17 protein-coding genes are annotated in these 18,155 nt (G+C 43.2%); 10 read left to right on the top strand and 7 right to left on the bottom strand.

The features are described from left to right. The first annotated feature begins 61 nt into the window (after positions 1-61). Both HVMH_RS06395 and HVMH_RS06390 read left to right on the top strand, forming a co-directional pair. The gene (locus HVMH_RS06395; protein ID WP_332102798.1) at positions 62-568 is read left to right on the top strand and encodes a YqaA family protein; all 507 of its coding nucleotides are present in this window, start codon (positions 62-64) and stop codon (positions 566-568) included. Between the two features lie 35 nt (positions 569-603). Beyond that, a complete protein-coding gene (locus HVMH_RS06390) occupies positions 604-1,350 on the top strand; it encodes a M23 family metallopeptidase (RefSeq protein ID WP_051622973.1) in 747 nt (248 codons plus the stop codon). A 9-nt stretch (positions 1,351-1,359) separates the two neighbouring features. On the opposite strand, the gene HVMH_RS06385 is transcribed toward HVMH_RS06390, so the two are convergent. Further along, positions 1,360-1,728: an Mth938-like domain-containing protein gene (locus HVMH_RS06385; RefSeq protein WP_029909046.1), complete on the bottom strand. Its 369-nt coding sequence runs from the start codon at positions 1,726-1,728 to the stop codon at positions 1,360-1,362. Between the two features lie 160 nt (positions 1,729-1,888). Here HVMH_RS06385 and alaC point away from each other — a divergent pair, with 160 nt between their 5' ends. The 4 genes from alaC (at position 1,889) to thrC (ending at position 7,215) form a co-directional block, all read left to right on the top strand. Beyond that, on the top strand, positions 1,889-3,088 hold the full coding sequence (alaC, locus tag HVMH_RS06380) for an alanine transaminase (RefSeq protein ID WP_029909044.1): 1,200 nt from the start codon (positions 1,889-1,891) through the stop codon (positions 3,086-3,088). 52 nt (positions 3,089-3,140) lie between these two features. Beyond that, on the top strand, positions 3,141-4,457 hold the full coding sequence (locus HVMH_RS06375) for a homoserine dehydrogenase (RefSeq protein WP_029909042.1): 1,317 nt from the start codon (positions 3,141-3,143) through the stop codon (positions 4,455-4,457). A 108-nt stretch (positions 4,458-4,565) separates the two neighbouring features. Beyond that, positions 4,566-5,609 carry a hypothetical protein gene (locus tag HVMH_RS06370; RefSeq protein WP_029909041.1) on the top strand — a complete coding sequence of 348 codons (1,044 nt, stop codon included), beginning with the start codon at positions 4,566-4,568 and terminating at the stop codon, positions 5,607-5,609. A gap of 130 nt (positions 5,610-5,739) precedes the next feature. Next, complete coding sequence (thrC, locus tag HVMH_RS06365) at positions 5,740-7,215, top strand: threonine synthase (RefSeq protein ID WP_029909039.1); 1,476 nt, start codon at positions 5,740-5,742, stop codon at positions 7,213-7,215. On the opposite strand, the gene HVMH_RS06360 is transcribed toward thrC, so the two are convergent. Then, positions 7,212-9,035, bottom strand: coding sequence for a single-stranded-DNA-specific exonuclease RecJ (locus tag HVMH_RS06360; protein ID WP_232087735.1), 1,824 nt, complete (start codon positions 9,033-9,035; stop codon positions 7,212-7,214). The two genes, thrC and HVMH_RS06360, sit on opposite strands and share 4 nt — an antisense overlap. A 17-nt stretch (positions 9,036-9,052) precedes the next feature. On the opposite strand from HVMH_RS06360, the gene HVMH_RS06355 reads away from it, so the two are divergent. Then, complete coding sequence (locus tag HVMH_RS06355; RefSeq protein WP_051622972.1) at positions 9,053-9,643, top strand: YqiA/YcfP family alpha/beta fold hydrolase; 591 nt, start codon at positions 9,053-9,055, stop codon at positions 9,641-9,643. A 4-nt stretch (positions 9,644-9,647) separates the two neighbouring features. Here the strand turns inward: HVMH_RS06355 and HVMH_RS06350 are convergent, their stop codons facing one another. The 4 genes from HVMH_RS06350 to dksA form a co-directional block, all read right to left on the bottom strand. Next, positions 9,648-9,875, bottom strand: a complete 228-nt coding sequence (locus HVMH_RS06350) for a hypothetical protein (RefSeq protein ID WP_029909033.1) — start codon at positions 9,873-9,875, stop codon at positions 9,648-9,650. A gap of 41 nt (positions 9,876-9,916) precedes the next feature. Next, entirely contained in the window at positions 9,917-10,531 is a 615-nt protein-coding gene (locus HVMH_RS06345) for a hypothetical protein (RefSeq protein ID WP_029909030.1), read from the bottom strand. A 42-nt stretch (positions 10,532-10,573) separates the two neighbouring features. Continuing rightward, complete coding sequence (locus HVMH_RS06340; RefSeq protein ID WP_029909029.1) at positions 10,574-12,139, bottom strand: bifunctional aminoglycoside phosphotransferase/ATP-binding protein; 1,566 nt, start codon at positions 12,137-12,139, stop codon at positions 10,574-10,576. A 94-nt stretch (positions 12,140-12,233) separates the two neighbouring features. Continuing rightward, positions 12,234-12,662 carry an RNA polymerase-binding protein DksA gene (dksA, locus tag HVMH_RS06335; protein WP_029909027.1) on the bottom strand — a complete coding sequence of 143 codons (429 nt, stop codon included), beginning with the start codon at positions 12,660-12,662 and terminating at the stop codon, positions 12,234-12,236. 210 nt (positions 12,663-12,872) lie between these two features. On the opposite strand from dksA, the gene HVMH_RS06330 reads away from it, so the two are divergent. After that, complete coding sequence (locus HVMH_RS06330; RefSeq protein WP_029909025.1) at positions 12,873-13,634, top strand: HAD family hydrolase; 762 nt, start codon at positions 12,873-12,875, stop codon at positions 13,632-13,634. 7 nt (positions 13,635-13,641) lie between these two features. Here HVMH_RS06330 and HVMH_RS06325 read toward each other — a convergent pair whose 3' ends face one another. Then, the gene (locus tag HVMH_RS06325) at positions 13,642-14,982 is read right to left on the bottom strand and encodes an FGGY-family carbohydrate kinase (RefSeq protein ID WP_051622971.1); all 1,341 of its coding nucleotides are present in this window, start codon (positions 14,980-14,982) and stop codon (positions 13,642-13,644) included. Positions 14,983-15,159: 177 nt separating this feature from the next. Between HVMH_RS06325 and HVMH_RS06320 the strand changes: the two genes are divergently transcribed. Together HVMH_RS06320 and ligA are read left to right on the top strand one after the other, a co-directional pair. After that, positions 15,160-16,098, top strand: a complete 939-nt coding sequence (locus tag HVMH_RS06320; protein WP_029909021.1) for a cell division protein ZipA C-terminal FtsZ-binding domain-containing protein — start codon at positions 15,160-15,162, stop codon at positions 16,096-16,098. 12 nt (positions 16,099-16,110) lie between these two features. After that, positions 16,111-18,141, top strand: a complete 2,031-nt coding sequence (ligA, locus tag HVMH_RS06315; RefSeq protein ID WP_029909019.1) for an NAD-dependent DNA ligase LigA — start codon at positions 16,111-16,113, stop codon at positions 18,139-18,141. The last annotated feature ends 14 nt before the right edge of the window (positions 18,142-18,155 follow it).

The following is an 18,155-nucleotide window of genomic DNA, read 5'->3' as shown; positions in this document are numbered from 1 at the left end:
ACTATACGACAAGGCAATTAGCTGGTCGAAACACCCTAAAGCACCTTGGTATCTTGTCGGAATGAGTTTTGCTGAGTCTTCTTTTTTCCCGATCCCTCCAGATGTCATGTTAATGCCGATGGCACTGTCCCAACCTGAAAAAGCCTATCGCTTTGCTTTGATTACTACACTAGGTTCGCTATTCGGTGGGATATTCGGTTATTTAATTGGTTACTTGATGCTGGACGCTGTGCTGCCTATTATTGAGTCAATGCATTACCTTGATAAATATCATCAAGTAGAAGGCTTTTTCAATGAATATGGTTTTTGGGTGGTGTTTTTAGCTGGTTTTAGCCCTATTCCATACAAGCTTTTTACCATTGCTTCGGGTGCGATGCACTTAGCAATCTTGCCTTTTATCATTGCGTCTTTGGTTGGTAGAGGTGCACGCTTTTATCTAGTCGCCTTTTTAATGAAAAAAGGTGGCGAGAAATATGAGGCCCAAATTCGACGTTCGGTTGATTATTTAGGCTATGGAACAATTGTGTTAGTATTAGGTTACTTGTTAATCAAACACTTGAATTCATGAGACGAAATAGCCTTCGCATCGTTAGGAATTTGCTTTTGTTGCTTTCTTGCGTGTCGCTCTACGCATGCTCTCCAGCCAAGTACAGAGGTTGGAATGGTGGTGATCAATACTTTAATGATCAAGACAGAATGTTTGGTCAAGAAGATCGTATTTCACCACGAAGTCAATCCGGTTCATCCGGGTGCTCATCTCCCTATGTGGTTCGTTCCGGAGACACACTTAGTATTATCGCCGACCGTTGTGGTGTGGATATGATGAAGCTGGCCGATGCTAATGGTTTACACCCGCCTTATACCTTGTACATCAAACAAGAGTTGGTGTTACCCCGCAAAGTCACCAAAGCACCTTTGGTACATGACTTCTCTAAAAGTGAGCATAAAGCGCCGAAAATGGATTCTACATCCGGTTTTGGATGGCCGTTGAGTAAACCATATAATTACCAATTTTTGAGTGATTCCGCTGGAAACAATGCCTTAGTAATTAAGGCTCCAGTCGGCGAAGCCGTTTATGCTGCAGAGCAGGGGGAAGTCGTTTATTCTGGTAGTGGTATTGAGCACTATGGAAGATTAATCATCATTAAGCATGATGACGGGTATCTTACAATTTATGCACACAATGACAGTCTATTGGTGAAGGAAGGGCAGGAAGTGAAGAAGGGGGCTCTCATTGCGACGGTTGGCGTAACCGGCGATGTACAAGAACCTCAACTGTTTTTCGAGGCGCGTTATCATGGACGAAAAGTCGATGCTAAGCCGTTATTCCATCAAAAATTTTTACACTGATTTGTAGGGTTAAATAATCAGCGCCAGTACCACCTCGCGCTGCTCTGTAGTCAAAACATTGTAGGTTCGACAAGCAGCTGAGTTATCCATAACTTCAAGCCCAATGCCTCTCTGTGCACAATAGGCAAAATACTTGGGTGCTGGGAATTGCTGGTTTTCTCCAGTACCAAGAATAATGATTTCTGGCTGTAGTAGGAACAGTTCATCTAGGCGAGCTTCGCTAAGCGCTTCAAGGGTGTCACAAGCCCAGTTTTCGACCAGATTTTTTTGGTTTAGATAGCAACTGTGATTTATCCAATCATTATTTACTTTGACCCCCCCAACCTGGTAGTTTTTGACAGTCAAGATGTTGGAATCTCTGTGTTCGGTAAACTTCATAAAACAGCTCGTCGAAATCTCATGTTTAGTGCTTATTTAGCCGTAATTATAGCGCAAATTGCATTGACGAAATCGGGCATTTCTGTATATCATTAACAGCTTAAATTTATCTCACAGCATTTGCACAATTTCGTGCGTTTTTTTACAAGGTTCATTTTCCGTGACTGGCGACTTTCAGAGAATTAAACGACTTCCTCCTTATGTATTCAACATTACCGGTGAGTTAAAAGCCGAGGCCCGCCGCAGAGGCGAAGACATTATCGATTTCGGTATGGGGAATCCAGATCAAGATACGCCGAAACACATTGTTGATAAGTTGATTGAAGTGGTTCAGCGTGAAGGAACGCATCGTTATTCTGTGTCACAAGGGATTCCTCGCCTGAGACGTGCCATTTGCAACTGGTACAAAACCAAGTTTGACGTGGATCTGGATTATGAAACCGAAGCGGTTGTTACGATCGGTTCTAAAGAAGGTTTGGCGCACTTGGCGTTGGCGACAGTGGATAAAGGGGATACGGTTTTGGTTCCGAATCCGGCTTATCCTATCCACCCTTATGGTTTCGTGATTGCGGGGGCAGACATTCGCCATGTTCGCATGACGCCTGATGTCGACTTCTTTGAAGAATTGGAAAAGGCTATCAAAGAATCCTGGCCGAAACCTAAAATGCTTGTGTTGAACTTCCCTGGAAACCCTACGACGCAAACGGTTGAATTGCCATTCTTCGAGAAAGTGGTCGCTATTGCTAAAGAGCATAATATTTGGGTTATCCACGATTTGGCTTATGCGGATATCGCATTTGATGGCTATAAAGCCCCCTCTATCATGCAGGTGGAAGGCGCAAAAGACATTGCAGTAGAGTTTTATACCTTGTCTAAAAGCTATAACATGCCAGGTTGGCGTGTTGGCTTCATGGTTGGGAATCCTGAGTTGGTCTACGCGTTGAAACGTATGAAGTCGTATTTGGACTATGGAACCTTTACTCCGATTCAGGTGGCGGCCATTACAGCATTGGAAGGGCCTCAGGACTGCGTTCAAGAAATCAGCGATATGTACAAATCAAGACGTGATGTTTTGTGTCAAGGACTGAACTCTATTGGTTGGAAAGTAGAACCGCCTAAAGCAACCATGTTTGTATGGGCACCGATTCCTGAAGAGTACAAAGCGATGGGCTCGTTAGAGTTTTCTAAAAAGCTTTTAACGGAAGCGAAAGTTGCTGTGGCGCCAGGTATCGGGTTTGGTGATTATGGAGATGATCACGTGCGCTTTGGTTTGATTGAAAATGAGCACAGAACACGTCAGGCAATTCGTGGTATTCGTGATATGTTCCGCAAAGACGGGTTGATTAACGTCAACGTCTAAGAGTTATCGTTTTTTTTATAAATTAGAAATTGAGTAAGGAATTGGAGTTTTCGTGAAAGAAGTAAGATTGGGTCTTCTAGGGTTAGGTACTGTTGGTGGTGGAACGGTCAATATTTTGCAAACCACTCAGACCGAAATTCAAAGACGATTGGGCGGAAAAGTTTCCGTTAAAGTTGAGCAAATCGCTGTTAGAGACCTTAATCGCGCAAGACCTGTTGACACAACGGGCATTGATTTAACGACAGACCCTTTGGCGGTTGTAAATAACCCTAATGTTGATATTGTTGTTGAATTGATGGGTGGGACAACGCTTGCGAAAACCTGTTTGGAACAAGCAATCCAAAACAAAAAGCATATCGTCACGGCAAACAAGGCTTTGATTGCCGAACATGGTAACGAGTTGTTCAAGACCGCTGAAGCTCAAGGCGTAATGATTGCTTATGAATCAGCTGTTGCAGGTGGTATTCCAATCATCAAGGCGCTGAGAGAAGGGCTTGCCGCTAACCAAATCGAATGGCTGGCGGGTATCATTAATGGAACCGGGAACTACATCTTGACTGAGATGAAAAAGCCGGGGGCTGATTTTTCACAAGTTTTGAAAAAAGCGCAAGAATTAGGTTATGCAGAAGCAGATCCGACATTTGATGTTGAAGGGATTGATGCAGCGCATAAATTGACCATTATGGCCTCCATTGCCTTTGGCATCGAACTGCAGTTCGACAAGGTCTACACAGAAGGGATTTCAAAAGTCACTGGGGATGATATCCAGTTTGCACAAAAACTAGGTTACCAAATCAAACATCTTGGTATTGCAGCACGAGCAGATAATGGCTTTTCATTGAGAGTTCACCCAACTTTGGTAAAAGACTCTGTTCTAATTGCAAATGTGAACGGCGTCATGAATGCCGTTATGGTAGCCGGTAATCACGTTGGTCAAACACTTTATTATGGACCAGGGGCAGGGGCAGGCCCAACGGCAAGTGCGGTTGTAGCGGATATTATTGATGTCATCCGTGCATTGCGCCAACCACAAGAAGATCGCGTACCGGGTCTAGGGTTCGCTTTGGATCAGCTTACTTCAGCACCAGTGGTTGCCATTGATGACATTAAGTCAGCGTACTATCTAAGATTTTACGCAAAAGACCATGCAGGTGTTTTGGCAAAAGTATCCTCAATCATGGCGCAATCGCAGATCAGTATTGAATTGCTTCACCAAGAGCCATGTGCAGATAATGAAGATGATGCTACGATTGTGATGATTACCAACAAGGTTCAGGAATCTACAATCAATCAAGCGATTTCAGCACTTGAGAGTATGGAAGAGATTGATGGTGACATCATGCGTATTCGAGTAGCAGGGTTCAAATAAACTCGAAATTACTTGAAGACACCTGAAAGAAAAAGCCTTCTAATTGAAGGCTTTTTTGTTTAATTTTTAATAACTTATTGTTATGTATTCAATCATTTAGGAGAGGGTATGACCTCGTCGGCTTTAACATTGTGGGTTCCCAATCTTCTGACACCAGCGCATATTGCTGAAGCTGGTGGTGCGCTTGAAGGAAAACGCTTCTCCGCGCTTGAAACGCTTTTGGCTAAAGCAGATAAACTGCCAAAAGATAAAACGCATCAAATCTCCTTTTCGGATAATGCCAGTTATTTGTTTCATCAAAAAAGTACGCTGCCTGTTGCGCCGACCACCGCAATCGTGGATTTGGAGAGCTTTGATCCGAGCTATTTTTGGTTAAGGGTTGATCCTGTTCATTTGATTCCCGATAGAGATACGTTGGTATTGATTCCAGGAGAAGGGCTTGGGTTAGAAGATGACGAGGCAAAAGCGCTGGTTGAAACATTCAATAAGCACTTTGAACAAGATAGGGTCGAGTTGGTGTTGGGGAGCAGCCTCCGTTGGTTTATCCGCATCCTTCAACCCGTAGATGTACAGACGCATTCACTTGAGGCGGTGAGTTACCAATCCATACAAGATGCCATGCCGGAGGGTAATGCAGCCACTTATTGGCGCCAACTGATGAACGAAGTTCAAATGTTGTTTTTTACACATCCTGTCAACGAGGAGCGTCGTTCAAAAGGTCTGCCTGAGATCAATGGTGTTTGGGTATGGGGAGAAGGGCAGCTTCGTACAGAAGATATTTATGCAAGGCAAGATGCAGTGTTGGCGGGAGATTTTGCTTATCTGAAGGGCTTGGCAAAACTGTCGCAATCGAATTTTATGAACGTACCGGATACTTACCCAACCTGGCAGAAATTAATGGTCGACAATCCCTCTAGCGAGCAGATGGTGGTGCTGGATGAAGCGATGTCCGATATGATGCAAGATGAGTGGTTATCACTGATAGAACAGCTTGAAGAAAACTGGTTTGCTCCAATATTGTCTGCACTTCAAAATGGAGATATTCATTCACTATTGCTGGATTTAGGGATGAGTCATCGCTATTACCTAACACCAAATCATTTGAAGAAATTCTGGCGCTGGAAAAAGTCCATCCAGAAATATACAGATTAACCGTTTAATCACGGTAGATTCAGGGCGAAAAAAACCAATGTTTCCGGTATAATTCGCCGTTAGTTAAATAATTGAAACTCCATCGTTTATTGTATGGATCATCGACCGAGAATTTATCAACAGGGATCATATGAAATTTATCGAAACCCGTGGCAATGATGGCCAGCGCCCAACTCATATTTCTTTTGCTCAAGCGATCTTGAGCCCGATGTCTTCTTTTGGTGGCATTTATTCCCCTGAGTCTTTACCAAGCTTTGATGAAGCTTTTTTCATGTCTCATGTAAATTCAGGTTACAAGACATTGGCAAAAGATGTCTTGAAGGCGTTTGAAATTGATATCGAAGAAAAGATTATTGATGAAGCGCTAGCACTATATGATGAGTTTGATGATCCAAGCAATCCTGTTCCAGTCGTCAAAGTATATGACGACCTTTTCGTGAGTGAGCTTTACCACGGACCTACTCGTGCATTCAAAGATATGGCATTGCAGCCTTTCGGTAAAGTACTGTCAGCCCTTGCTCAAGCTCGCGATGAGAAGTATTTGATTCTGGCAGCGACCAGTGGCGACACAGGGCCTGCGGCACTAGAAACTTTCAAGAACCGCGATAATGTTCAAGTAGCTTGTTTGTATCCAGATGGTGGAACTTCAGATGTTCAACGCCTGCAAATGGTTACAGAAGATGCTGCCAACCTAAAAGTTATTGGGATTCATGGTGATTTTGACGATGCTCAAACAGCACTGAAAAGCCTGTTGGTTTCTGAGAAATTCCGTGATGCTCTGAAAGAGCATAACATCTCGCTTTCAGCGGCCAACTCGGTTAACTTCGGACGTATTATTTTCCAAACCATATACCATATCTACAGCTATTTGGAGTTGGTTCGTCAAGGCGCGATTCAGATGGGTGATCAGGTTTACCTGAATGTACCAAGTGGAAACTTCGGTAATGCTTTGGGCGGTTACTATGCCCTCAAGATGGGCTTGCCAGTTAAACAAATCCACATCGCCTCGAACATGAACAATGTCCTAACCAAATTTATTAATACCGGTCGTTATGATTTACGTGAGATTTCGGTAATTCCAACCACTTCACCGGCAATGGATATTTTGAAGTCCTCTAATATTGAGCGCGTGTTGTTCGATTTGTTCGGAGCAGAACGCACGAAGGAGTTGATGTTTGAGTTGGATAACCATAAGTTCTACGAGTTGACCGAAGCAGAGTTGTCTCAAGTGCAAGCGATTTTCGCGGCAGACTTCTGTACAGATGAAGAGGGCATGAACTACATTCAACAAGCGTTTTCAGTTGGTTACTTGATGTGTCCACATACGGCAACCTGTTTTAAGGCTTATGACACTTGTCGTGAAGATAAAACATTGAAAACCATTGCTTATTCAACCGCGGAATGGACGAAGTTTTCACCTGTTATTGCCAAGGCGCTGACGGGAGATATTTATGAGCATGACCGTGATGCATTGAAAATGATTGCGGATAAAGCTGGAATATCCATTCCTTCGCAAATTGAAGCTTTGTTCTCAAAACCGGTTGCACAGAAAACAGTTATTGATAAGCAAGATATTGAGAGTGAAATCTTAAAGTTTCTGGCTTAAATCACTTCTGCATGAACCAGCCTGAGTTGTAGGCTGGTTGACCCCATATACCGGTTCAATGCCGGTTGATACACACAACGAACTTCCTGACCTGTATGGTATGGAACTGCCTCATCATTGGAATCCAATGCGTTAAAGAAGATTGCTGAAATCGGGCGTCCATCTGACGCTTTTAGGTTGAAGGCAAGATGGGTTTGAGTCTGTCCGACTGTTCGGCAAGATTGAATCCAAAAATCACCATAAAACAAAGGTTTAGCCCAATCTCTTCCATATGGCTCCAGCACGTTTAGTTCCTCTAAAAGGCTTGGCGTTAGCTGATAAGGGTCAAGCTGGCCATCGGTTTCAATTTGGAATATTGGAACTTCATGGTCAAGTTGATGGCGGATTGCCTGTTCAAACAAATCCGAAAATACATCAAACTTTTCAATCGGAATCATACAGCCTGCGGCGCCTTTATGTCCGCCCATTGATTCAAACAGGTCGTTATCTTGGTCGGACATCCATTGAAATGCTTCGCGTAAATCAATGTTGGAAATGATGCCGCGTCCACTGCCCGCTAAGAAGCCATCTTCCAAATCCGTCATGGCAATGGTTGGCAATCCATATTGTTCGCCGATGCGAGAAGCGATAATGCCTTGAATCCCCGCATTTCCCTGCATTTTGATGACCATGGTGAACTTCCCAGGGTAATACAGAGCATCCGCAGTTTGTTTGGCCTGTAATAACATGGTTTCTTGCTGTTCTCGACGGTTGAGGTTGTCTATTTCCAGCTGATCCAACATTTGTTGCGCCTGATGGAAGTCTTCAGCATTCAAGAAGTGAAAAGCTGTGGTGACATCGCTTACACGGCTTGCGGCATTGATGCGCGTTGCCACTTGAAAGCCAAGATATTCAGCCGTAAAGGGCTGTTGGTTATTGTCATTCAGTGCATGCATGGCTTGCCAGCTAGGGTGCTTCAATTCATTCATCATGGCAAGACCCGCTTGCACGACTGCACGATTATTGACGCCTTTTAAGCTGACGCTGTCTGCGACTGTACCCAAAGCAACATTCATAACCAAGTCTTTAAGCGAGGGAGATGAGGCGGGGAGGATACCACGGTCAATCAATTCTTTGCGGGTTTGCCCCATCACTAAGAAAATAACGAAACAGCCGGCTACCGTTTTGTCGTATTCGCAACCTTCCTGTTGCGGATTGACTGTGCAGATAGCACTTTTGGGTGTGCCGTCAGCAGGTATCTGGTGGTGGTCTGTGACACAAACCGAAATGCCATGCTGAGCCAACCTTTGAATTCTTGCCTCATCACTGGAGCCTTGGTCGGCTGAAATTACCAAATCAATTTTCTTATCAATGGCTAGAATGCGATCTACCACATCATCAGTGATACCATAGCCGGACCTACGCTCACCCAAGATGTGTGTGATGCGCTCTGGCTCAACCTGAAAATAGTCTACAAGTGCACGAGTGGCGACCCATGCTGAAGTGACACCATCTGTATCGTAGTCTGTGGCCAAGACAATTTGTCCATCTGATTCGATGGCATCGGCAATATGTTTAGCCGCTTGTTCTGCATTTTTAAGTTCGTGAGGGTGTTGGAGGTATTTGAGTTTCGGAAAAACGATTTTTTCCAACATTTCCGTCATGTTATCATCTTCAAAATCAGCATCCGTCAAACGCATGGCAACAAGCCGAGCTTGAAGCGGGGTCAGTCCCAATTTTGTTGCAGCATCAAATATTTTTTGAGAAAAAGGGCGCCCAACAATTTCAGGTTGTTGCGGGTCTAATTTTTTGAGTGATTCGGCGTTGGCATTCATTAGCATAGGAAATAAATTTTAGCATGATTCTTTATTTGCATGGTTTTTTAAGCAGTGGAGAAGGCCATAAAGCTCAATGGTATAAAAAAGCGTTTGCTAGCTTGGGTATTGAGGTTTTGGTTCCGACTTATCCGCAAAGCTCACCCGAAGCATCCATTGCCTATTTAAAAACGATAATTGAACATGAGGTATTGCTAAAGCCTACAACCCCAACCTGGCAGATTTTTGGTTCATCTATGGGGGGCTTTTACGGAGAGTATCTGGCTGAGTTGTATGCAGTTCCTTTGGTGATGGTTAATCCTGCACTTGACCCAGTTCCTATTTTTGAACAAAACATTGGCGAATATGATCATCCTAAAACCGGGGAGCATATTGTTATCGATGAAGCCTATATAGAATCGTTAAAACAGTACATAACGCCTAGCGCCATAACGACACCAAGTCGATTATTGTTGGATAAAGGGGATGAAGTAATCCCTTACGAGTTTGCTTATGAAAAATATCGAGAAGTAAGTTCTTCAAAAGTATTGGCTTTTGAAGGCGGGGATCATGCTTTTCAGCATTTAGAAGCGTCTTGGGACGAGGTTAGAGGGTTTATCGAAGACTGTAGCTAACTTTTTAGGCCATGACGTCTAAAAGTGTGCCGATACGACCATCCGCCGCTTTCAAAGCTTTGGTAGAAGCTTCAACTTGCGTTTCGCTGAATTTGGTTTGTACTAAGCCGCTTGCCTTATCCGGCTGATTTGGGTTTGCAATGTCTTTACTCGCTTGATCTAGTTGTTCAAAGCCTTTTTGCATGCCTTGAATCGAGTTTTGAGTCGCTGAACCTACGCTTGAAACATCCATCTTCTTTAACCCTTTGCTTTTCTTAAATCATAACGCTGTCGTTAGTAGGATGCAACCAGATAAGGGTTGATTTTCATTTGATAAAGCACGAAGACTTCACCATAAATTTCACTGCCGACACGGTCTACAGTGATTTTAAGGTTCTTACCGTCCCAAATGTAGGCGTTATAACCGGGAGTACCATCGGCAGATTTTCTTTCGATTCTACTGGGTTGTCCTATTTTCTCTGCCAACTGACGTGCCACTTCTCTGGTTTTAATTGGGGTTAGCTTGTTTTCGAAACGAGTCGAAATAGGGCGGAAGACCTCTTTAGCGGAATAAAACTGTCCATCTGGCGTGTAGTGAAACTCAACATAATAGAGTTCACGTTTTCTAAAGGTTGGAAAGTATTTGTCAAAATTGTGCTCTCGCTGGGTCGATCTAGCTTCAGCGAAGCCACCGATGTCTTTAATTTGGGTGTTGATCAAGTCTCGTACGGCACCATTTAATGCAACCCCAAATAAGGTTACGCCATCAGGTGTCCCTTGCGTGCCGGATGGCGGTGGAGGCGGAGCCTTAAATTTTGGTTTTGGCGGAGCGTCCGGATTGTCTTCGGCATTGACTGCCTGAGGCAAGCAGCAAAACAGCAGAAAAGGAATGACTAGCCATTTTTTCATAATAAATACCGAGAAAATACAGTTTGTTAACTAGGATATGAGTTATATCGGCCGGTTTAGCCAGGACTTGAAAGTTTCCGGGCAAATGTTTTCATGCGGTGTCAGTTTAAAAACTTCTTCATCGTGTGAAGGAGGTTCAAGCTGTTCCAAGTGACGATGCATAATGTCGATAGTCGCATCGGAAGGGCTATCGTTTTTATAAAGTCGTTGTTCGATATTCTGCTCAATCAAATTAATTTCCGGTTCGATATAAACCACTCGATAATCCGCATTCAGTTTTTCAGCAAGTTCCATGAAGACTTCTCGGTGTTGGTACTTCAAGAAGGTTGCATCAACTATAACGCTATAACCCGCTTTAACAATGGTTTCAGTTAAGTCATACAGTGTTTCGTAGGTGCGTTGGTTCATCTCAGCAGAGTAGAGTTCGGTCTTTTCTTCTTCGGTCACACGGTGCAATGGCGAAACACCATATAGGCGTTTGCGCTCAATGTCTGAGCTGATAATAATGGCATCGACTTCATTTAGCAGTTGTTGTGCGTAGTGACTTTTGCCAGAACCCGCAATACCTTGCATCAGAATAATTTTAGTGTCTGGTACATCATAGGCGTAGCCTTCTGCTTGCTTGATATAGTCTAGAGCCATTTGCCAGCAATCTTCAGCTTCACGACTGTTTTTATCGAGTTGGTGGTAGCGCAAGGCAGTGATTTTGGCACGAACCATAGCTCGGTAAGCCTGATAAAAACGTAACAATTCCAAAGCCTTATAGTCGGAAGTTTGGTTCATGTATAACGAAAGAAGCTGTCTTCTTAAAGCAGTTTGTTGCCTGTAATCGAGATCAATCAACAGGAAAGCAAGGTCGTTGATAGTGTCTATCCAACGAAATTGGTCATTGAATTCAATGCCATCAAATAGCACAGGTTTTTCATTGATAAGGGTGATGTTGTCTAGGTGCATGTCGCCATGACAAGCCTTCACAAAACCATCATTTTTACGACCTTCAAGCAGAGAATAAAGTTGCTTTTGCTTAAAGTGTGTCCATTGCGCTAGCTGTGTTAAGCGGTAACGAACCTCCGGGTGCTCAAAAGTTTGAATCAAAGAGGGAAAATTTTCCAACATAGGATGGACGGCATCGTCAGGATGACCATATATCAGGTCAGCCGGGCAGGCTTCAGCCTGTTGGTGAAAGTTTGATATTTGTGTAGCCAAGTTTTCGATTTGTTCGAATTCTAAAGTGTTTTCTCGTAAAAAACGGCCTAATACATAGTTGGGGTTAAACTGGTTCATTTTTACAAGATACTCCACTGGTTCGCTGTCGTTGGATTGCGTAAAGCTCAAGCGATCATGGTGTGCATAGAGTGGCACAGCCTCTAAGTAGATTTCGGGAGCCGTTCTTTTGTTAAGTGCTAACTCAAGACTGCAGAAGTTTTTACGCTGTTCAAGCGTAGAGAAATCTAGAAACCCGAAGTTAACTGGTTTTTTTAGTTTGTAAGCGAATTGACCTGTTAGAAATACAATGGATATGTGTGTTTCAATTGTAGTGATCACTTCTACGGGGTGAGGGTAGAGGTCGCTAGCGGAGAGCTGATCAATGAGGGGAATTAAGTCCATTGAGTCAGGTGCAAAAAGAATAAGGTTGGGGTTTGTTCAACCTGAATACAATCCAGATTGAACGCAATCGCAATACGAGAGAAAATGGCAAGGATTAGGCAATGCCTTGCTTCTCGCGCATCTCTTGTTTGGTTTTCATTTCAACCGTTAAGGTTGCTGTTGGACGAGCTTCCATTCTAGCAAGGCCAATTTCTTCACCAGACATTTTGCAGTAACCGTACTCACCGGTTTCAATGTCTTTAAGAGACTTGTCAATTTTTGAAATCAACTTTCTCTCACGATCACGTGTGCGCAATTCAAGAGCAAACTCTTCCTCTTGTGACGCGCGATCGTTAGGATCAGCAGGCGTGCTTGAGTCAGACTTTAGGTGATCGACAGTGCTCGAAGCTTCATCCATTAGCTGTTTTTTCCAAGCAAGCAACTTATTCTTAAAGTGCTCACGCATTTTTGGGCTCATGTATTCTTCACCTTTTTCAGGCACGTAAGCTGGATAGTCTTCAATGAAATCAGTCTCAATATTCATTTCTGTTTTCTTCTTGTAGTTGAAAAAATTTTATAACCCGGATTTATACCATATAAAAATCAGACGAGACAATATTTATGTACTTAAAACCCTATAAATTATTTCAGCAAATGATTGAAAAATTTAATAAACAAAGGATAATACCGCGCTAACTAATTGAATTAAATGACAATACTTTTTGTATTGAAATTACGACTTGGAGAGTAAAGTATGTCTAAATTGCAAGCACTGTTGTTTGACGTTGATGGAACCTTAGCGGACACTGAAAGAGATGGGCATCGAGTAGCCTTTAATATGGCGTTTGAAGACGCTGGATTGGACTGGAGCTGGGATGAGGGGCTGTATGGAGAGTTATTGGCGGTAACGGGTGGTAAGGAACGTATTCGCTTTTATCTTGAACAGTTCAACACCGATTTTGAAAAGCCAGAAAACTTTGATGATTTCGTTAAAGGTCTTCATGAATCTAAAACCAATTTTTACACGCAATTGATGGCGGAAGGAAAGATTCCATTACGCACGGGGGTTGAGCGTTTAATCAAAGAAGCAAGAGAAGCAGGCATGCGTATGGCTGTCGTAACAACAACGACGCCTGCTAACGTTACAGCATTATTGGAAAGTACTTTAGGACCAGATTCAGAATCTTGGTTTGAGGTTATTGCTGCTGGAGATATCGTGCCGGCTAAAAAGCCTGCGCCAGACATCTATTACTGGGCATTGGAGCAAATGAACCTAACACCAGAAGATGCGATTGCCTTTGAAGATTCTTCAAATGGTATTCAGTCTTCTGCTGCAGCTAACTTGAAGACTATTGTCACAATCAACGAATACACTAAGGATGATGACTTTTCTGATGCTGTAGTCGTTTTGGATCACATGGGTGAACCAGGACGACCATTCACGTTACTGTCAGGTGAAACATTCGGGCAGGATTATTTGGATTTGGCTTTGGTACACAAAATCGCTAATGCCTAAACCAAGTTTATCGACAAAAACTTCTAAACAGAAGTTGAGTCACACCAAAAGCGGCGTCTGTTTGAGCCGCTTTTTTTGTTTTATAGCCTAGCCGCGTTTCTCGTAAAGCCATCCAAACGTCATTTTTTGTCCCACCGCCGGTTGTATAAATTGTTTGAATCTTAGTTGAACTTAATTCCTCAAGCAGTTCGTACCCGAGTTTTTCGATGCCAACTAATCCCTCAATCAAAGCGAGAAGAAATTTACTGTCAGATGACGGGCGAGGGGATACTCTTGGCTGCAGTGCATTGTTTGCTATGGGAAAACGTTCACCTGGTGTCAGGAGCGGGTAGTAATCTAAATTGGTTGGCTGATTGATATTCACTTCCTCTAAAAGAGAAAGGATTTCAGGTAGTGAAAAGTATTTCAGCAGTACCGCACCACCTGTATTAGATGCACCACCGACTAGCCAAAGTTCTCCTAAGGTGTGGCTATAGATACCATGTTCCGGGCTGAATATCGGTTTATCGGTTAAGAGTTTTAAACTTATTGTTGAGCCAAGCGATGAGGTCGCATCTCCAAGGTTTTTTGCGCCAGAAGCTAAAAAGGCAGCAATGGAATCCGTTGTACCTGCATAAACTTGAGCGTCATTTGGAAATCCATAGGTATCTGCGACGGTTTGTGAAATTTTGCCGATTATTGTGCCAGGTATGACAACTTCTGGAAGGGAAGAATTTACAAGTTTCTGAACCCAGTCCGGCCATTTGTTTTCAACCGGATTAAACCCTAGTTTTAGAGCGTTGTTGGCATCAGTAGGGCATAACGCTTGAGTAAAAAAACTATTTACCCAGTCAATTTGGTGTGCAATTTTACAACCGTTTTGAGGAAGCTTTTGCTGCAGCGACCCTTCCAGCCACATGACTTTTGCTAATGTGGAAGAGGCACCATGAGCAGCACTATTAGTTGGTGCATATTTAGAGATTTTAGTTGCTTGTTCAATAGCTCTTTTATCGTCATACATCAGAGCAGTAGTGAGTGGCGCCAAATGATCGTCCATTAATAAGACAGAAGATGAGGTGGCATCAGCAACAATATGCTTTATTCCAGATAAAACAGAATTCTGCTGTAATCTGTTCAACAAGCGTTTCAGGGTATCTTGCCATACTGCTGGGGATTGCTCGCTGATGAGATTGTCACGGATGGGAAAGGGCATCTCTTCTTGAATAGTATGTAATAAGACATTTGTTGGTGAAACCACGGTCGCACGAATGCCAGATGTCCCTATATCAAGCCCTAAAATGTTTCCGTTAAGCGAGTCGTTAAAGCTGATGACTTTATTCATGCGTTTATTTTTCTCTGTTTCTGCCAAACAGGGGGTATCTTGCCTTTTCATTGCCGATGATTTCAAGTAGAATTTGAGCGGATATGTTGGTCATTAAATTTTGCATTAATTGCAGCATTTTTTGAGGCGACTAAAACCTAGGACAATGTGAGACAAAATTAAGACCGAAGTTTAGTCGGTCGTAAAATCAGAGGGTACAGTTAAATGAATGAATTGCAACAGGTTTTAATCATATTTGCAATTATTGTCATTGTCGGCCTTTATTTTCTACAAAAGAAAAAGTTTACCTCGTCGTCTCACCAATCTGACTCTGAAACAGAAGTACCGTCTTCCGACACCTCGACAGACTCTACCAAAAAGAAAGCGGATAATGCACTGAATGACTTAGGTGAGCCGCACATCACGGTTTCTTCTCAAACGCAGCATAGACTCCATGTGGATGAAGAGGATGTCCCCGAGAACCAACTTGGTCTATCTTTTGGAGAAGGGTTTGAACCCCCTAAAAAAGAAAAAGAAGAACCAGTTCCTGAGGTTGCTGAGAATGTTAAAGATACTGATGACAAAGCTGAGCAAAAGAAACCAAAGCATATTGTCATTAAGGATGAAACCTTGGTTGCAATTGATGGTTTTGCCGCTGACAAAGATGACCTTCCTGATTTTGGTGTTCCTACTGAACCGTCAAAAGTCGCAGCAGAAATTGCCCAACAAAAAAGTAATGTTGAAAAGACAGAACCACAGGTTTTTGCACTTATCGTAATGGGAACAGAAGACTTCCTATGGCCAAAAGTGAATCAAACCCTTCAAGGAGTTGGGTTGGTTTCCAATGTAAGCCAGATTTTTGTCAAAAAAGATTCCATGGGAAATGAAATTATCCGAGTCGCCAACCTCTTGGAACCAGGCACTTTCCCTATTGAAGAACCAACAAACAATGATTATCAAACGCCAGGCGTTGTACTTATTCTAGAGTTGCCAACAACCGTTAAAGCACCAGCAGTCATGCATGACATGATTATGATGGCTAGAAAGATTTCTCAGCGTTTAAATGGGCGTCTATATAATGCAGAACGTCATCTTATAAAAGAATCAGATTTGCAACAGATGCGCGATACCGCTGTCGCCTATGAATCACAAGCATTAAAGTAATTTTCTCGTTTTATGACTTTAAATGCTGCCTGCCAATCACTTGAGTGTTATAACGATCTCGTTACTGAACTCAATCATCACAGCTATCAATATTATGTTTTAGATGCCCCTCAGATTAGTGATGGGCAATATGATGTGCTTTACCAAAAGCTACTAAAAACTGAAGCGGAAAACCCAGATTGGATTGCTACAGATTCTCCTTCTCAACGAGTTGGCGATCAGCCTCTGAGCCATTTTGAATCAGTTACCCACCGTGTTGCGATGTACTCGTTGGATAATGCATTTGACGATGACGATATGCAGGAGTTTTACCAACGAATTGCTGAACGCTATCCTGAACAAAGTTTAATGTTTTCTGCTGAGCCCAAAATGGATGGTTTGGCTATCAACCTCCGCTATGAAGAGGGTGTGTTTGTCCAAGCTACAACAAGAGGCGATGGCAAGGTAGGTGAAGATGTTACTCAAAACGTTAAAACCATCCAGTCAATTCCATTAAAGCTTAGCGGTGCGAATTTCCCGACGACTTTGGAGGTCCGTGGTGAAGTTTTCATGTCCAAGTCGACTTTTGAAAAGTTGAATCAACAACAATTAGACAAAGGTGACAAACCGTTTGCGAACCCTAGAAATGCTGCTGCAGGGACGTTACGCCAACTAGATTCAAAGATCGTTGCGCAGCGACACCTGAGCTTTTATGTCTACGGTTGGGGTGAGGTTTCAGAAGGTTGGGCTATACCCGAATTATACAGTGAGATGATTGCATTTTTTGGTGAGTGGGGGCTTCCTTTAAATCCCAATGCGACTGTTGTTGAGGGCGTTGAGGGAATGGCTGGCTACTATGAAAAAATGCTACAGCTGAGACCTTCCTTGCCTTATGAAATTGACGGCATTGTCTATAAACTGAATGCCATACAGTTGCAGCAGCAACTTGGCTTTACCGCCAGAGCGCCTAGATGGGCCATAGCCAGAAAATTTCCAGCGGAAGAAGTCTGGACTGAATTGTTGGCGATAGATGTTCAAGTGGGTCGCACCGGCGCCATTACCCCTGTGGCAAGGCTTAAACCTGTTAATGTTGGCGGTGTAATAGTTTCAAATGCCACACTGCATAATATGGATGAAATACAGCGAAAGGATGTTCATATAGGTGACACTGTTATTGTGCGCCGTGCGGGTGATGTCATTCCAGAAGTAGTTGGTCCAGTGTTATCTAAAAGACCCGATAATACAAAACTCTTTTCAATGCCACATTATTGCCCTGAGTGCGGTTCAGAGATTGTTAAAGAGCTTGATAAGGCCGTTTACCTGTGCACTGGAGGACTATTTTGTCCTGCACAACGAAAACGGGCTCTTGAGCATTTTGTTTCAAGGAAAGCAATGGACATTCAGGGCTTGGGAACGAAGCTCATCAACCAGTTGGTCGATGAAAAACTGGTCAATCACCCTGATAACCTTTATGCCATGGATGTTGAAACATTAGCTGGTCTTGAACGTATGGCGACAAAGTCTGCACAGAATGTTGTGGATTCAATACAGGATTCCAAGTCAACAACCTTCGGTAGGTTTATTTACAGTTTGGGGATTCCTGAAGTTGGAGAAGTCACGGCTGAAAGTTTGGCAAGACACTTCAAAAACTATGAAGCCTTGTCGTCGGCGACACTGGAAGATCTCATTGAAGTGAATGACGTTGGAGAAGTGGTTGCGAGCCATTTGGTTCATTTTTTCCAGCAGCCACATAACCAAGAAGTGATACAAGGTTTGTTCAACGCAGGGGTGCACTGGCCGGAACCTAAAGATATAGTCGTTCAGGAAGACAGTCCTTTTGCAGGTAAAGTCATTGTCATTACCGGTACCTTGGAATCCATGGGAAGAACGGGTGCCAAAAAACTGCTGGAAGCGGCAGGAGCAAAAGTCACAGGAAGTATCTCAGCCAGTACGGATTTTTTGTTGGCGGGTGAGAAGGCTGGCTCTAAGTTGGCAAAAGCCGAATCACTTGGTATAACTGTGCTAAGTGAACAGCAATGGCTTGAAATGATGCCGGAAAGTTAACTTCGGCAAAGAGG

The organism is Hydrogenovibrio marinus, assembly GCF_013340845.1.
GTDB lineage: Bacteria > Pseudomonadota > Gammaproteobacteria > Thiomicrospirales > Thiomicrospiraceae > Hydrogenovibrio > Hydrogenovibrio marinus.
This window is presented reverse-complemented; position numbering and strand designations above follow the sequence as displayed.

Excerpts from the sequence above, each read along its gene's own strand:
- HVMH_RS06355 (WP_051622972.1), top strand. The coding sequence starts at position 9,053 with ATGATTCTTTATTTGCATGGTTTTTTAAGCAGTGGAGAAGGCCATAAA.
- ligA (WP_029909019.1), top strand. The coding sequence starts at position 16,111 with ATGACTTTAAATGCTGCCTGCCAATCACTTGAGTGTTATAACGATCTC.
- HVMH_RS06370 (WP_029909041.1), top strand. The coding sequence starts at position 4,566 with ATGACCTCGTCGGCTTTAACATTGTGGGTTCCCAATCTTCTGACACCA.
- HVMH_RS06360 (WP_232087735.1), bottom strand. The coding sequence starts at position 9,035 with ATGCTAATGAATGCCAACGCCGAATCACTCAAAAAATTAGACCCGCAA.
- HVMH_RS06340 (WP_029909029.1), bottom strand. The coding sequence starts at position 12,139 with ATGGACTTAATTCCCCTCATTGATCAGCTCTCCGCTAGCGACCTCTAC.
- HVMH_RS06350 (WP_029909033.1), bottom strand. The coding sequence starts at position 9,875 with ATGGATGTTTCAAGCGTAGGTTCAGCGACTCAAAACTCGATTCAAGGC.
- HVMH_RS06330 (WP_029909025.1), top strand. The coding sequence starts at position 12,873 with ATGTCTAAATTGCAAGCACTGTTGTTTGACGTTGATGGAACCTTAGCG.
- HVMH_RS06395 (WP_332102798.1), top strand. The coding sequence starts at position 62 with ATGAGTTTTGCTGAGTCTTCTTTTTTCCCGATCCCTCCAGATGTCATG.
- HVMH_RS06320 (WP_029909021.1), top strand. The coding sequence starts at position 15,160 with ATGAATGAATTGCAACAGGTTTTAATCATATTTGCAATTATTGTCATT.
- dksA (WP_029909027.1), bottom strand. The coding sequence starts at position 12,662 with ATGAATATTGAGACTGATTTCATTGAAGACTATCCAGCTTACGTGCCT.
- HVMH_RS06345 (WP_029909030.1), bottom strand. The coding sequence starts at position 10,531 with ATGAAAAAATGGCTAGTCATTCCTTTTCTGCTGTTTTGCTGCTTGCCT.
- HVMH_RS06385 (WP_029909046.1), bottom strand. The coding sequence starts at position 1,728 with ATGAAGTTTACCGAACACAGAGATTCCAACATCTTGACTGTCAAAAAC.
- thrC (WP_029909039.1), top strand. The coding sequence starts at position 5,740 with ATGAAATTTATCGAAACCCGTGGCAATGATGGCCAGCGCCCAACTCAT.